At 71.1% G+C, this 15215-nt stretch carries 13 protein-coding genes and 1 pseudogene; 7 read left to right on the top strand and 7 right to left on the bottom strand.

Annotated elements, in window-relative coordinates; all coding sequences use genetic code 11:
• Positions 1–5: 5 nt before the first annotated feature.
• The 4 genes from AB0H86_RS32480 to AB0H86_RS32465 all read right to left on the bottom strand — a co-directional run bounded on the left by AB0H86_RS32480 (position 6) and on the right by AB0H86_RS32465 (position 4707).
• Positions 6–2123: a Tat pathway signal sequence domain protein gene (locus AB0H86_RS32480; RefSeq protein WP_362447125.1), complete on the bottom strand. Its 2118-nt coding sequence runs from the start codon at positions 2121–2123 to the stop codon at positions 6–8.
• A 603-nt stretch (positions 2124–2726) separates the two neighbouring features.
• Positions 2727–3470: a DUF2071 domain-containing protein gene (locus AB0H86_RS32475; protein ID WP_362446889.1), complete on the bottom strand. Its 744-nt coding sequence runs from the start codon at positions 3468–3470 to the stop codon at positions 2727–2729.
• Positions 3471–3646: 176 nt separating this feature from the next.
• Complete coding sequence (locus tag AB0H86_RS32470) at positions 3647–4180, bottom strand: GNAT family N-acetyltransferase (RefSeq protein ID WP_362447122.1); 534 nt, start codon at positions 4178–4180, stop codon at positions 3647–3649.
• A gap of 86 nt (positions 4181–4266) precedes the next feature.
• A complete protein-coding gene (locus AB0H86_RS32465; RefSeq protein ID WP_362446886.1) occupies positions 4267–4707 on the bottom strand; it encodes a hypothetical protein in 441 nt (146 codons plus the stop codon).
• A 245-nt stretch (positions 4708–4952) separates the two neighbouring features.
• On the opposite strand from AB0H86_RS32465, the gene AB0H86_RS32460 reads away from it, so the two are divergent.
• The 7 genes and pseudogenes from AB0H86_RS32460 to AB0H86_RS32430 all read left to right on the top strand — a co-directional run bounded on the left by AB0H86_RS32460 (position 4953) and on the right by AB0H86_RS32430 (position 12507).
• Positions 4953–5090: a hypothetical protein gene (locus AB0H86_RS32460; RefSeq protein WP_362447144.1), complete on the top strand. Its 138-nt coding sequence runs from the start codon at positions 4953–4955 to the stop codon at positions 5088–5090.
• 376 nt (positions 5091–5466) lie between these two features.
• On the top strand, positions 5467–6114 hold the full coding sequence (locus AB0H86_RS32455) for a DUF6629 family protein (RefSeq protein ID WP_362446883.1): 648 nt from the start codon (positions 5467–5469) through the stop codon (positions 6112–6114).
• 251 nt (positions 6115–6365) lie between these two features.
• Positions 6366–7691 carry an alpha/beta fold hydrolase gene (locus AB0H86_RS32450; protein ID WP_362446880.1) on the top strand — a complete coding sequence of 442 codons (1326 nt, stop codon included), beginning with the start codon at positions 6366–6368 and terminating at the stop codon, positions 7689–7691.
• A gap of 209 nt (positions 7692–7900) precedes the next feature.
• Positions 7901–9061 (top strand): alpha-lytic protease prodomain-containing protein, encoded by a 1161-nt coding sequence (locus AB0H86_RS32445; protein WP_362446877.1) that lies wholly within the window; start codon positions 7901–7903, stop codon positions 9059–9061.
• Positions 9062–9360: 299 nt separating this feature from the next.
• Positions 9361–9879 carry a GNAT family N-acetyltransferase gene (locus tag AB0H86_RS32440; protein WP_362446874.1) on the top strand — a complete coding sequence of 173 codons (519 nt, stop codon included), beginning with the start codon at positions 9361–9363 and terminating at the stop codon, positions 9877–9879.
• A gap of 246 nt (positions 9880–10125) precedes the next feature.
• Positions 10126–10854, top strand: a complete 729-nt coding sequence (locus tag AB0H86_RS32435) for an FAD binding domain-containing protein (protein WP_362446871.1) — start codon at positions 10126–10128, stop codon at positions 10852–10854.
• Positions 10855–11117: 263 nt separating this feature from the next.
• Positions 11118–12507 (top strand): annotated as a pseudogene (locus AB0H86_RS32430) (Tat pathway signal sequence domain protein).
• 74 nt (positions 12508–12581) lie between these two features.
• Here the strand turns inward: AB0H86_RS32430 and AB0H86_RS32425 are convergent.
• The 3 genes from AB0H86_RS32425 to AB0H86_RS32415 form a co-directional block, all read right to left on the bottom strand.
• Positions 12582–13157 (bottom strand): phosphatase PAP2 family protein, encoded by a 576-nt coding sequence (locus tag AB0H86_RS32425; RefSeq protein ID WP_362446868.1) that lies wholly within the window; start codon positions 13155–13157, stop codon positions 12582–12584.
• The gene (locus AB0H86_RS32420; RefSeq protein ID WP_362446865.1) at positions 13150–14535 is read right to left on the bottom strand and encodes a diacylglycerol kinase family protein; all 1386 of its coding nucleotides are present in this window, start codon (positions 14533–14535) and stop codon (positions 13150–13152) included. The genes AB0H86_RS32425 and AB0H86_RS32420 overlap by 8 nt, the downstream gene beginning before the upstream one ends.
• 308 nt (positions 14536–14843) lie before the next feature.
• A complete protein-coding gene (locus tag AB0H86_RS32415) occupies positions 14844–15104 on the bottom strand; it encodes a hypothetical protein (protein ID WP_362446862.1) in 261 nt (86 codons plus the stop codon).
• Between the last annotated feature and the right edge of the window lie 111 nt (positions 15105–15215).

Genomic DNA, 15215 nt, shown 5'->3' with positions numbered 1-15215 from the left:
GGTCGTTACGGAAGTCCCCAGGCCGGGCCCGGTTCACTGACGGCGACGGGCGCGATGGCGAGGTCGGGCCGGGAGCCGGAGTGGACGAGCACCTCATGGCCCCTGGGCAGGTCGATGGAGAGCACGCCGTCGCCCAGGTCGTGGGTGCGGGCCGGGGTGCCGTCGTCCAGCAGCACGGTGAGGGTCCCGCTGAGGCCGTGCCGGAGCTTGAGCGGCTCGCCCGCCAGGCTCCTGATCCGGACGAACCGGGTCGCCCCCTTCTTTCGGACGGCACTGACCAGGAAGGCGCCCTGGGTACGGAAGTCGTGCAGGGTGACATCGGCCCAGGCGGCCGGGACGGCCGGGAAGACGCGGATCACGCCGCCCCAGCTCTGGCAGAACATGTCGTGCAGGGACTGTGAGGCGGACAGCGGCGTCTCGATGACCGGGCCGGCCTCGGTGTAGTGCGTGTTGGCGCGGCAGGGGTAGCGGGTGCTGGGGTCGAAGAACTTCCGCAGGTACGTGATCGCGGTGTCGCCGTCGCCGGTCATGGCGTACAGCGAGGCGGCCCCGGTGTAGCTGTAGCCCCGGTGGGCGCCGGTCAGCGCCTGCCAGCGTTCCACCGACTTCGTGATCAGCTCGCGGCTGCCGGGCTGGTCCCAGTTGACGAGGTACAGCGGGTACACCATCAGCAGGTGCGAGTAGTGCCGGTGGGACTGCGCGTACGGGGTGTCGGCGCCGATCATGAAGCCGTTGTCGTCGACCGGGTACGGCGTGAGCTTGGCCAGCACCTCCTGCCAGCGCGGGGTCAACTCGTCGTCGATGCCGAGCAGTTCGGCGGACTCGATGAGCGTCTGGCAGCCCCAGCGGATCAGGGCCAGGTCGTAGTTGGTGTCCTGCGGCGGTACGACGGGGTATTCGGGCGAGAGCGTGCTCGGCAGGTGGAGTCTGCCGTCGCTGCCCGGGGTGAGGAAGTGCAGGTAGTAGTTGATCGCCCGGCGCAGCACCGGGAAGACCGTGTCACGCAGCAGTGCCTCGTCCATGGAGTGCCGGTAGGACAGCCACACGTTGTGCAGCGCCCAGGTGAGATCGCCGGTCTCGGCGCCGGTGCCCGGCCGCCCCACGCCGCGGTTGGCGAACATGTCGGAGCTGCGGCCGACGCCGGAGCTGTCCGCGCGGTAGGCGGCGGGCACGTTGGCGATCAGCTGTTCCTGGTTCTGCCGCAGCGTGGTGGCGAGCGAGTCGAGTTCCGGGTGGTTGAAGCCGTGGATGAGCCAGTACTCCAGCTGGACGTTGAGGTTCCACCAGACCGCGGGCCAGGGTGTGGGCTCCAGCCATGGCCCGGAGGTGGCCATGACGGGGCCGCCCGCGCGGCTGGCGGAGGCGACCTTGTAGAGCTGGATCCAGTGGAAGCTCTGCAGCCGCTGGTCGGGGAACGAGACGAAGCTCTTCTTGTAGAACGCGTGCCACCAGCGGGTGTGGCGTTGTCTGAGGGCGCTGTACGACGTCGCCCTCTTGAGGTTGCGCAGCGAGTCGGCCTCGGCGGCGGTGTCGGAGGGAAAGCTGTGTCCGACGCTGAGCAGGAGGTCGTTGCCGGCACGCCGGTACGAGGTGGCCGTCTGGCCGCCACCGGTGAGGGGCTGGAGCACCTGTTTCGTGCCGTCGGCGGCGGTCTTGGTGGTCCAGGGCGGGTTGGCGGTGTAGTCGGCGGGCGGGGCCTCGCTGACGCGGCGGGGGCTGAGGGCCTCCTCGGGGCGGAAGGTCCAGGTGACCTTCTCGCCGCCGGTGGCCGTCACCCGGGTGGCCAGGACCTCGTCGTGGATGAGGGCGGAGAGGGTGAGGGTGCCCGCGGTGGTGGTGACGGTGCCGGTGAGTTCGGCGTTCCACAGGCTCAGCCGCCAGTCGACGGCGGTGATGGTGCCGACCGGTTCGAGCGTGAGGTGCCCGACCGGCAGGCGACAGGTGCCCCAGCCGCTGCCGAACTCGGGCCGGTGGTCCTGGACGCGGCCGTGCTGGACGGTGAAGCGGATCTGGTTGGCGCCGGGCTCCTGGTAGACCATGCTGCCGAGCAGCCCGTCACCGAGGAACGGGCCCTCGTACCAGAGCGTGGGCAGCCTGCTCCACCGCAGGTCCTGGCCGCGCAGAAACGTGTTTCAGGCTGCGTCGGTGGTCATGGTGTCGCGCAGCTTCCAGGGGCGTCCGACGCCCACGTCCACCGGCCCGGCGCCAACTGTCCCCGCCGCCCGAACTGCCTGTTCGGCATGGGCCGTTCCGGGCAGAGCCGCCACTGCCGCACCGCTCAACGCGGTACCGAGTAAGGCTCTGCGGGCCACCGGCGAGGGCCTTCCCTGCTGAGAGGTCATCATCGTCCTCCAAGACCTGACAGATCCTCGATACATCGGGTGTATCGGCGAACCTAGGCACGCCCTGTGTGCCTGTCAATGACTTGGACGGCCGCGGTATTCGGCCATGACTTGGGGCGTTGAGGGGCCGTTCGAGCTTCGCACCTAAGCCAGTCACCGACCGGAGGCCTTGACCCCTCCGATGTATTGGGGTTGCCTTCGTTTGTTTTCAACTGGCCTGCGTGGCAGGTCCGTTGGGACGTACGTTATGCGGTGAGCATCCCCCATCGGCGAACACGGCGGCCTCGCCCGCAAACCCACCGCGCGTCGGTGACGGGTCCGGCGGGGGCCCGTCCGGCAGGCACGGCGGAGGTATCGGCGACGGGGATCGGTGTGCCGGTTCCGTCAGAGGGTGGTGGGAACTCCGGCCGGGCGGGCAAAGCGGGCCGGGACGCCGGGCGAGTACAGGACACTCACCGGCTCACCCGTCGGGCGGGGCAGGCCCGCCGCCGACACCAGGTCCTCCTCGCACGCCACCAGCCGGGCCCGGTGCAACGGCCAGCGCGGGTGGGCGTTGGGCACATACAGCCGACGGCCGAGGACAGTGCTGTGCAGGCCCCAGCGAGCGGTCAGGAAGTGCTCCAGTCCGGTCGGCTGTCCTATGGGCTCGCCGACCCGCACGGTGATACGGCTGCGGGCGCCACGCGGGCCGGGCCACCGCCGCGCACTGGTGTAGGTGACGGTGTCACCGCGGGCGCGTAGAGACATGCGCGACCACATGTACGGCATGCCGAAACCGACGCGGCCCACCGCCACGGGGACCAGCCGGGAAGCGTCCAGCGAGCAGAACACGACGCCGCGCCGTCCGTTCGCGTCCACCGTGTACAGGCGGACGTTGGTCTCGGGAAAACTGCCGAGACCAGGTACCGGGGGAAGACCGAACCAGCCGGAACGGTGCACCCGGAACGCCACCAGCCCCACATAGGTGACGCCGTCCATGGTGTCGGGACGGACGCCCGGCGGCAGCACACCGGCCACCTCGGCCGGATCCACGGCCCAGTGCAGGAACGTCACATCGAGCCACGACTGTGTGAGCAGCGGACGCCGGATCCTGAGCGGTGCGTCGACGGTGACGGGCTCACCGGGCAACGGCGAACGCGAAGACGGAGAAGACGGGGGCGGAGAAGACGGAGGCGGAGAAGACGGAGGCGGAGAAGACGGCGTCACCACGCCAGTATCACCGCACGGACCCCGTCGGCGGCACGGCAGCGTGCGAACGATCGGTCAGAGCAGCGCGGGTCGTCAACCGAAAAGAGCCGGCCGAGTCACCCGTCGAACTCGGTGAGGTCGATGACGTGAACACGCAGCGGAAAGCCGTACTCCGGATGTACGGTCTCGCGCTCCGGCACCATGCCGAGCTTGCGGATGACGTTCCCGGAGGCGTCGTCACCCACCCGGCTGATGCTGATGACGCGGTGGAGACCACGGTCCTGGAGGGCGAACTCCAGCGTGGCATGGGCCGCTTCGGACGCGTACCCCTGTCCCCAGAACGGTGAGCCGAGCCGCCAACTGATCGCCGCGTCGGCCGACACCTCCGGCAGGAAGTCGGGCACCGACAGGCCGGTGAAGCCGGCCAGTTCACCGGAGGCGAGCAGTTCCACGGCGAACAGTCCGAAGCCCTCCTCGTCCCATTCCTCCTCCCACCGCTCGATGGCCTCCGCCGTCTGCTCCACGTCGCGCACCGAGCCGTCGTCGATCCAGCGCATCACCCGCGGGTCCGCGTTGATGTCCGCCATGGGCACGAGGTCGTCGTCATGCCAGCGACGGAGAAGGAGACGGGGAGTGCGGATCTCGATCATGGCGCCCATCCTGCCGAAGGCGAGGGCCGCATCGGTAATCGGCACTCGCCCGTTCCCACCATGTTTGTCCTCCTACGTCCCGCCGGTCACGCGGCGCGAACCCGGTGCGGCGCCGTGCGCGCGGGCGTCGTACGCGCGGGTGCCATGCGAGCGGGCGCCGTACGGGCGGGCAAGGCCGCCGCGGCGCGCGCGGGCACAGCCGGAGTACGTACCGGCCGGACCCGGTGGGTGGCCTTGGTCGGATCGACGACGGCCTCGCCGAAGGTGATCCTGCCCGTGGAGTGCAGCGCGTCGCACTCGTTGGTGGGGAGTGCGGCGTAACAGCTGCCCCGTCCGGTGTCGGGGTCGAACGGCTGCCAATAGCTGTATCTACGGCGTCCGTCCGCGTGCACGGTGAGGAACACAGGCGTACAAGGATCGGAAATGACGCGCAGAACGTCACCGCCGGTGGAGCTGACCGGTATGCGGGATCGACCGAGGGCGAGGGTGGAGACGGGGCGCTGCGCGGGCTGGGGCGTGGACTGCATCTGCGGTGGCCTTCCTGCGGGGACTCAAGACCGGCTACCCAGTGCGGACGATCTTGATCTCGCTTTCTCGGCATTGTTCAGCACACCACTGACAACGTGGCTGCCCTCGCGGGTGCTGGCGCCGAGTCGTTCTCGGGACTGAGGACGGCCGAAACGGGGTGAGCAGTTCCGCAGGGGGTAGGTGAGTTGAGGCGAGGCAGGGAGAGGCGCCGTCGGCGCCCGAGGGAAGGAGCCCCATGCCAGGCATGCTGGAACGAATCAAGCGGTTCGCGCAGAGTCCTCAAGGGCGACGCACGGTCGAGCAGGCGCGGCGGGCCGCGGCCGACCCTCGACGTCGGGCCCAGGCACAGCGCCTGCTGGGCAAGCTCCGCGGCCGTCGCTGAGCGCGCCGGCCATCCGCTGTCCACCGTCCGCCCTCCATCCAACGAGCCGGCGGCCCGGCGCACAGACGCGGCCGGGCCGCTCAGTCGCGCCCCGGTTTCGCCTTGCGCCCGGCGCCGTCGACAAACCCGCCGTCGACAAACCCGCCGCCGGTAAACCCCCTGCCGACGAACCGGCCCTCGGTAAACATCGACACGCGGACGCCCTCGAGGCGTCGACCCGCTCCCCCTCGCCTACGGACCCGCGAGACGGTCGCCCCGCCCCCTGTGACGCGGCCGTCGTGTCACCCCGACCGCCGGGGCAGCCGGGGCAGCCGGACGTAGCTTGGTCTGCGGCGCGGAGACAGATACCCACGACGACGAATCCGATGGTGGCGTGATGTGCTGGAGTGCGACGGCCGACCTCGTGGCGGGCAGCGCTGTCGCGGGCGTGGGGGTGGCCTGTGTGGCGCGGGTGCGCAGCAGTCGGGAGCTGCCGCTCGCCGCACTGCCGCTGCTGCTCGGAGCCCATCAGATCGTCGAGTCGATCGTCTGGGAATCCGGCGGTGGCAGCGGACCCGCCACCACCGCGTGGGCCGTCATGGCCTTGCCCCTGCTGGCGGTGTGGGTGCCGGCCGGAGTGCTGTGCGCCTGCCCCGCGCGCGCTCGGCCCCGGGTGCGCGCCCTGCTCGCGGTCGGAGCCGCGACGGCCGCGCTGCTGGCGTACGGGCTCGCCACCGGGCCGGTGACTTCCGAGATCCGCGGTCACACGGTCGGCTACACGTTCGACCTTCCCGTCACGCCCCTGCTCATCGCGGGCTACCTCGTGGCGACCGTGGGCTCGTTGCTGCTGTCCGGTGACCGGTGGCTGCTGGTGCTGGGGACGCTGGGCGCCGTCGGGGCACTGGGCTGCTGGGTTCTGTGGCGACTGGAGTTCGTCTCCACCTGGTGCGCGCTCGCGGCCCTGTGCTCACTGGTGCTGTTCCGTTGGGTCGGCACACGACCGGCTTCCGTGCCGGCGGCGCGTGGTTCGGCCGCACGGTACTGACCCAGACCCCAGGCCCCAGACCCCAGACCTCAGGGCACCTGGCCCCCTCAAGCCATATTACTGAACCGTAACCTTCCTGACGCTACCGCCGGTAACACTATCGCCGCTACGGTCCTGACAGTCCGTCTAAGAGCGGTACGGGAAACCCCGGTTGGACGACCTGGCTGCCCGCGCCGCTGCATCCCCCCACCGGACAGTCAGCACCCGAGCCGCACGCGAAGCTCGGCCTCCCCCCACCTCGGAGGTCCGCCATGCCCGCAAACGCACGCATAGTGGCCGTAGCCGTCACCGCTGCCGCCTGCCTCGGCGCCACAGCCGTCCCGGCTGCCGCGACAACGGACACCGACGCCGTGATCTCACGCGGCGTCACCATCCCCACGTTCTACAACCCGCCCACCACCCTGCCGGTGGCCGACGGCGCCCTGGTCCGCAGCGAGCCTCTTCCGCTGGCGCTGAGCCTGCCCGGCATCAACGGACCACTGCCCGGCACGGCCACCCGTCTGATGTACAAGTCCACGGACTCCGGCGGCCGGCCCGTGGCGGTCACCGGCGCCTACATCGAGCCGACCGCCGCCTGGAAGGGCAACGGCGCACGACCGCTGGTGGCCGTCGCGCCCGGCACCATGGGCCAGGGCGACCAGTGCGCCACCTCCCTCGGCCTCGAACATCCTCTCCAGGTCAACGGGCAGACCGTTTCCGTCGGCTACGAAACCCTGGCCGTCTACCGTCTGCTCGCCGAGGGGATCGCCGTCGTGGTCGCCGACTACGCCGGGCTCGGCGCGACGGACCGTCTACACACGTACGTCAACCGCGTCGACGAGGCCCACGCGGTCCTGGACGCCGTCCGCGCGGCCCGGTCCCTGCCCGGGACGTCGGTCACCGCCAACTCTCGCGTGGCACTGTTCGGCTACAGCCAGGGGGGCGGCGCGACCGCGGCGGCCGCCGAGCTCCAGGCCTCCTACGCTCCCGACGTCACGCTCGCCGGCACCTACTCCGGAGCGCCGCCCGCCGACCTGACCGAGGTCACCAAAGCCATCGACGGGAGCGAACTCGCCGGTGCGCTGGGCTGGTCGGTCAACGGTTTCCTGCAGTCCGACCCCACCCTTCGGCCGATCGCCGAAGCCCACCTCAACGCGGCAGGCCACGCGGCACTCACCGACCTGTCGACCATGTGCGTCGGCGACGCACTGTTCGCCTACAACTCCACGCGCAGCACGGCCTGGACCACCGACGGCCGACCGATCAGCGACATCATCGCGGAGGAACCCGCCCTGCGCGCGTTCCTCGCCGACCAGCGCATCGGCACGATCAAGCCGACCGGCCCCATCCGGCTGGCGACCGGCACCAGCGACAACCTCGTACCGCACGCGCAGGCCCGTCAACTCGCCGTCGACTGGTGCCGCAAAGGCGCCGAGGTGACCTACAAGTACGTTGCCCTGCCGGATGTGGGCAGCTCGCTGATCAACCACTTCGCTCCCCTGCTCACCGACCAGGGCGAGGCCATCTCCTGGCTCACCGACCGCCTCGACGGCAAGCCCGCCACATCCAACTGCTCCAGCCTGCCCGTGCTGCCCTGAGCGGCCTCACCACAGAACCCCGGGCGGCTTCACCGACGTACGGGCCCTCGCCTTCCAAGTGGTGTTCGGACGGGCGCAGTTCACCGTGACAGCCACTGCATTGGCATGGACCTGATAGCCGCCTGGGGCTAGGCTCTGCCCAACGCCATGAGAGCGCTCTCAGATTGCGTTGTTCCGCCCCCACCCTGGAACGACGAAAGGCAGTTCCCATGAGACGCACCAGACTCCAGCACGTCACCCTGGCCGTCCTCCTCATGCTCGGCAGCTGGTCGGCGGCCGGGACCCTGCCGGCCGCGGCGAGCGACTCCTCCGACTCCGCCGCGCCCGAGACCGACTCCCCCGGTCTACTGGAGGCGATGCAGCGGGACTTCGGCCTGTCGAGGGCCGAGGCCGAGGCTCGGCTGACCGCCGAGCGTGGTGCCACCGCCCTGCTGCCCAGGGCGCGCCGAGCCGCCGGAGCCGGGTACGGCGGCTCGTGGTTCGACGCCACGAGCCGGCGGCTCACCGTGGCGGTCACCTCACAGACGGCGGCCACGACGGTCCAGGCGGTGCGGGCCACCGGCGCGCAGGTGCGGACCGTGGAGCACAGTGCGCGGCAACTGGACGCCGCCAAGGCACGCATCGACCGACTGGACGCACCATCGGGCGTCAGCAGTTGGTCCGTCGACCCGGCGGCCAACGCGGTGGTGGTGAACGTGGTCGCGGGCGAGCGCGCCGACAACGATGTCCTACGGTTCGTCGCCCGGGCCCGTGAGACCGGCCCGGTGACAGTACGGACGGTGCGGAACGAGCCCCGGACCTTCGCCGCCGGCACCGTGGGCGGTGACCCCTACTACACGGGCAACGTCCGCTGTTCCATCGGCTTCTCGGTCCACGGCGGGTTCGTCACCGCCGGCCACTGCAGTGGGGCGGGGGCCGGAGTCAGCGGCTGGGACGGCTCGTACATCGGCACCTTCCAGGGCTCCTCGTTCCCTGACAACGACTACGCGTGGGTCAGCGTGGGCAGCGGATGGTGGACGGTGCCGGTGGTCCTCGGCTGGGGCACGATCCCGGACCAACTCGTGCGCGGCTCGGCCGAGTCACCGGTCGGCGCCTCGATCTGCCGCTCCGGCTCCACCACGCACTGGCACTGCGGCACGGTGCTGGCCAAGAACGAGACGGTCAACTACAGCCAGGGCGCGGTGCACCAGATGACCAAGACCAGCGTCTGCGCCGAACCCGGAGACTCCGGCGGCTCCTTCCTCAGCGGTGACCAGGCGCAAGGGGTCACCTCCGGAGGCTGGGGCAACTGCACCGGCGGCGGCGAGACCTGGTTCCAGCCCATCAACGAGATTCTCGGCCGCTACGGGCTCACCCTGCACACAGCCTGAGCCGAAGGGCCGAAGGGCCGGAGGATCGCGGCGAAGGCCCGGCGGATCCTCCGGCCCCGTTGGCCACCGTTCGCCACCGTTGGCCACCGATCGAGGCGGTTGTACTCGCGTCGCGGAAAAACCCCGTTGTCGTGACCACAGAGCCGCCGGTAGCGTCGAGGACCGTGAAAGACACGTGATCACGGTGCGGCGAGGGAGGTTGATGAATATGGCTGCCATCGCCGTGTTCAGCATGCCCTTGTCCGGTCCGCGCGTCTTTGGCGCGTGGCCCGGGTCGTACGAACGATCAGGAGTGTCACGTGTCCTCTCTTCTCCCCTCATCCGCTGACGCGGATCTGCGTACCGACCGGCTCGTCCTGCGGCCATGGTCCTCCGACGAGATCGCGGCCGTCCTGCACGGTCCCCGACTCGCCCACTGGGCCGAGGACTTCCCCGCGGAGGGCGACCAGGTCATCGCCGGCCTCCTCAGCGGGAACGCCGACTGGCTCGGCACCTACGGTCACCGTCTCGTGGTCGAACGCGGCAGCGGCCTGGTGGTCGGCTCGATCGGCCTGTTCTGGCCGCCCACCGACGGTGCGCTGGAACTCGGCTACGGCATCGTGCCCTCCCGCCGCGGACGCGGCTACGCGCCCGAAGCCGCCCGAGCGCTGACGGAGTTCGCTTTCACCGCTCCCGATGTCCACACGGTTCGAGCCGACGTCGAAACCGCCAACCCGTCTTCGGTCCGCGTGCTGGAGAAGGCAGGCTTCCGGGAGATCGGCAGGCAGGACGGCGTAGCCCGGTTCCACGTCACGAAGACGCGCCCGAGCGGGCGCTGATCCGAGAACACGGGGGCGGAAGGCGATACGCCGACCGCCCCCGTGCGAACCGGGCCGCCGGCGACGGCCGCACCCACATCCCCACCCGCACCACGGACCCGCGCGAGGGGCGCGGGTCCGTGGTGTCATGAACCCTGCATGCGCCCCCTCCTGTGGGGGAAAGAATGCCCATGTCAGTGACCGTGTGGCCGAGGTGTGGTCCCCCTTCCTCCGCCATCAACTCGCCGGAAGGGCTGGTCGGTTCCCGTGTTGTTGCGTCTGCCAGTGTCCGTGTCCGAAGCACAGGAGTGCCTGGCTGAGGGGGCGGTGCCGATCGGTGGGGCGACGCTCGTGTGGGCCACCTGGCAACAGGACGGGTTCCCCGACCAGGCCATGTCGCTGCGTCGGCTGCCCGAGGCCAACGTGATCGAGCGCGAGGCGCTGGGCGGGGCCGTGGTGTTGAACCAGATCGACGACCGGGTACCCGAGGTCCTGCGTCAAGCGGCCTCGACGGTGGGGACCGGAGCCGTGCGTCGTACCGCCACGGTCGGTGGCAACCTCGTCGGCAGCACCCTGCGCTGTCTGCTGCCCGCGGCTCTCGTACTGAACGCCCGCGCCGTCGTGCTGGAGGCGGACCGGGTCCACGAGAGTGACCTCGCCGAGGTTCTGGCCAAGCGTCACCTGCTGCTCGGCCTTCGCTGGCGCGAGCCGGTCGTCAGCGGGTACCGCAAGCTGAGCGGTGAGGCCGGTGGGCCACCGCCCTTCATAGTCGCCGCCGCGGTGCATGCCGACGGCGGGCGACACCTCCTTCGTGTCGCCGTCCGCGACGGTTACGACGTCCTCAGCGACAGCACCGGATACGACATCGGCACCGACACCGAACAGATACTCAACGCCCTCCAGGGCACAACCCTCGGCGCGCTCCACGCCTCCGGCTGGGCCGTGGTCCGCCAACACGTCAGCGAGTTGCTGGCCGGGCTCGCCGACGACCGCTGAGGGCACGGCGGTCGGCGGCCTGACGCCCCTCGCAACCGCCACGCCCACTGCCGGCGTGCGTGTGCCGGCCCGCGGGTGGCTGACGGCATGCGGCTCCCCACGTGTGACTGAACGCGCGCGACGTGCTGCCCAACTGACACCGGTGTCACGCACGTTGACCGGACGCACGCGCGACAGCACAATGAGCGCGCACTCGTGAGAGCGCTCTCACAGGTGCCGTGTGCCTTCCCCTCCCCGCCTGACCCGCACCTTCGAGGAGACCCATGACCGGCAGCCAGGGTCCGGTATTCAGCCGTCGCGCCCTCATCGGGACCGGACTCGGTGTCGGCGTCTCGGTCCTCACCGTGGCAGGAGCGGGCGCGGCCCCGGCGGCGGAACGACCGTCCGCGGGCCAAGCCGCCGCACCGCGGCGGGCGTACGACTTCCTCGCCGCCGCCACGGACGCCTATCCGGACCATGGCACGATCCGGCTCGCCCAGAGCTACGCCGACCAGGCCGGCCTTCAGCACCGCGTTCACGTACGACAACGCCCTCGTGATCCTGGCCCATCTCGCGTCGGGCACCCGGGACAGCCGGTCCCGGGCCGTGGCGCTCGGTGACGCGCTCCTCTACGCCCAGGCCCACGACCCCGCCCACGACGACGGAAGGCTGCGTCAGGCGTACAACGTGGGGCCGTACACCTTCTACGACGGTTCACCGCAGCCGGACGGCTTCGTACGGGCGGACGGTACGGCCAACGTGGGAACCCAGTTCGGCTTCACCGGTACCGCCGTGGGCGACATGGCCTGGGCCGGCATCGCGCTCGGCACGCTGGCCCGCCGGACGGGGCAGCGCCGTTTCCTCAGGGGGGCGGTCCGGATCGGCGAGTGGATCGAGCGCGTCGGCCGCACCGACGAACCGCTCGGCGGCTACAAGTTCGGCGTCAACGGGGCCGACGAGAAACTGCCCTTCACCTCCACCGAGCACAACACCGATCTGATCGCCCTGTTCGGGCAGCTCGGCCGGCTCACCGGCGACAGGGTGTGGCGGGTGCGGCGGGCGCGGGTCGAGGCCTTCGTCACCACCATGTGGGAGCCGTCGGGGGGCTTCTTCTACACCGGCACCAACGACGGCGTGACGATCAACAGGTCGCCGGTCCCCGAGGACACCCAGACCTGGACCCACCTCGCCCTCGCCTCCCCCGCCCACTCCCGGTCGCTGGACTGGGCCGCGACCGGACTGGCCGTTCTGGACACGGCCGACCGGCGCAACAGCACGGTGCCGGCGGGACAGTCGTACGAGGGTGTCACCTTCAGCTCGGCCGGGCTGCTGGCGAACGAGGACGCCCCGATCGCCGAGGGCCGGCCGAGGCCCGACCGCAACGGCGTGTGCTTCGAGGGAACGGCCCACCTGGCGCTCGCCCTGCGCGACCGGCGCGCCGCCGGCGACGAGACACACGCTCGGCGGCTGCTCGCCTCGATCGAGCGCGCCCAGGAGCTGCTCGGCGGCCGGCAGACCGTCGGCGGCAGAGCACTTCCCGTGGCGTCCGGAGTCGTCTCCGCGAGCAGCCCGATCGACACCGGTTTCGGGTTCGGCTACTACCCGTACCGGCACGCGGGTGCCACCGCCTGGTACCTGTTGGCGGCGGCTCGCGCCAACCCGCTGCGGGTCTGAGCCAGGTCGACCTTCACGTCGGCCTTCATGCCGCCCACTGGGACACACATGAACATGACGGAACGCGGTCCCGCTCAGCCGTCCCAGTGGGCGACGGCGAGGACCGCGGCCGCCGCACCGGTGCCCAGGACCGCGCCCGCGACGACATCGCCCGGGTAGTGCACTCCGGTGTGGATCCGCGAGTAGCCCACCGCGCAGGCCAGCAGGCCGAGCGGGACCGTGGCGGCCGGGAACGCGGGGCCCACGGCAGCCGCGAAGGCGACGGCGGAGGCCGTGTGCCCGGACGGAAAGGACGCGGACGCCGGCATGGGCACGTGCCTGCCCGGGAACGGCGAGTCCTCGGCACGGTGCGGACGCGGCCGCCGGACCAGACGCTTCCCGAGCAGGTTGGCGGTAGTGGAGGCGACACCGATGGCCGCGACACCGAGAACGGCGGCGCGACGCGGCCGGCCGGGGCGCAGCGCCAGAAGTCCCGCGGCCACGAACGAGATCTTGGAGTGGTCCGCGGCCGCCGACAACCGCCGCAGAGCGGAGTCCAGGGCGGGTGTCCTGGTGACCGTGACGGCCTCGTAGAGCGCCTGGTCGAGGGCGGCGAGATCACGCATCAGGCCACGCTGCGCCCGATGGTCCCGCGAAAGGCGGTCAAGCATCGCTCTGCTCCTGGTTCTTCCGGAACGGGAGAGGGGTCCGGCCGAAGGCGAGACGGACGACACGTCGCCAGTCGACGGACGGTGCTACGTACGGGGCGCCCGGGCGGTGTCTGGGCACCCGCACCCTCAGGACGCCGGGCCGCACCGTGCACACGACGGGCGGGGGCAGGGTGAGGGCCTCGCCGTCGACGGCCACCGGGATGAGCTGCTCGTCGGCCTCGACGACCACGCGACGTGCCTTCAACGCCGTGATGCTGCTGGCCCGTTCACCGCGCAACGCCAGTTCCGCGGCCTGCGCGGCGCCCTCCACCCGGACCGCGATCACACCGAGCCTGCCCGCGTCGAGCCGGGGTCTTCGTCCACCGCCCAGGGGATCGGCTCTGGCGTAGGGGTTGTTGCTGACCAGCAGGGTCTGCGGGTCGTGCATTCGCTCGTCGTCCACCCGGACGTCGAGGGAGGTGGCGCCTTCGCCGACCAGCAGGTCCGGCAACTGGTCGAGCGCGGTGGCCGCCTTGGCGTCGCGGTACTCGGGGCTCTGCACGATCTCCGCGTACGCCCCGAACGAGACCGTGTTGACGAACGGCCGTCCTTCCACGTCCCCCAGGTCGACGCGCAGTTCCACACCGTCCGAGAGAGCGTCCAGGCAGTTGGCCGGGTCGTCGCGGTCCAGGCCGAGGTCCATGGCGAAGTGGTTGCGGGTGCCCGCGGACACGACCATGAACGGCAGCCGGTGCTCGGCGGCCACCCCTGCCACCAGGGCCTGGGTGCCGTCGCCACCGGCCACGCCGAGCAGGTCCGCGCCCTCTGCCACGGCCTGCCGTGCCAAAGCCACCGGATCCGGGTTGGTGTCCAGGTCGAGCAGCACCACCCGGGCACCCAACGCCTCCGCCCGTTCCACCAGGTTGTATTGGCCGACCTTGCCGCCTCCGGAGCGCGGGTTCATGATCAGCACCGGTCGGCGGGGCGGCCGGGCCGAACGGGTGTGCATGCCGTGCGGCTTGCGCAGGCGGCGCAGCGCGCTCCTGGCGCAGGCCAGCCCCGCCCCCCAGGACGCCAGCGCCGCCACCGCCACCACCCACAGTCCTGACACCGCGTAGAGCACCAGGACGCCCACGGGAGCGGCCAGCGCCAGCAGGGCGCCCAGAAGGCGGGCCGCTCCCCGGTGGGCCAGGGCCCACCAGATGCCCGCACCGGCCACGGCGAGTCCGGCGAGCCCCAGCATCAGGACCAGCCACCGGCCGGATCCGGCGCCTGCCACCACGGCCGCGACGGAACCGGCGACGCACAGCAGGGCGAGCCGGGCCAGGGCTCGCGCCGACAGCACATCCCGGCGGGTGCCGCCCGGCGTCGGCTCACTGCTCGTTCGGGTCGCCTTCATGATGCGTCGGGTGGTCCCCCGGGGCCCCGCGGTCCGCGTGCACGCGGCCATCGGTGTCCCCACCTGCTTCGGGTCCCTTCCCTGCCTCCCTCTCCATGGTCGGTTCGGGCCGCCGGCTCGGCACCCCGACATGCGCGGCTCCAGGGCCACGGGATCGGGCGGACCTGCGACGTCACGCTCGGAGAGCCAACGATCTCATGGGGCCGCGGCCCGTCGCGTCACGATGGGTGCGCGTCCATTCCTTGTGTACGCGTCCATTGTTTGTGTACGCGTCCATTCCTTGCGTACCGTTCCACTCCTTGCGCGCCCTACTCCGCGTGGCGCTTCCCGCCTCGCCGGGCGACGAGGGTGGTGCCCGCGACGACAAGACCGACGGCCACTACTTTGGCGGCACCGTAGTACTGGGCCCAGTGCTCCTCGACCCCACTCCCCCGCAGAACGAGCCACAGCAGCAGCACCCCGCCGCACGCGACGAGGACCCCTCCGGCCACCGGCCCCAGTCCGGCCCACCAGGGCCCGGGGCCCGCGGGCGGGGTGTCGGTCTCTGGGTCTCGCTGTGCGTCACTCACTGTGCGTCGGTCCCCTCTGCGGTCGTCAGGCTCTGATGGGCCGTCGGCCCTTGATCGGCCGTCATCTCTTGATCGCCGATCGTCCTTGATCGGCTGTCTGGAGTGACGTCG

The organism is Streptomyces sp. NPDC050997, from assembly GCF_040660135.1.
In the GTDB taxonomy this organism is placed as follows: domain Bacteria; phylum Actinomycetota; class Actinomycetes; order Streptomycetales; family Streptomycetaceae; genus Streptomyces.
This window is presented reverse-complemented; position numbering and strand designations above follow the sequence as displayed.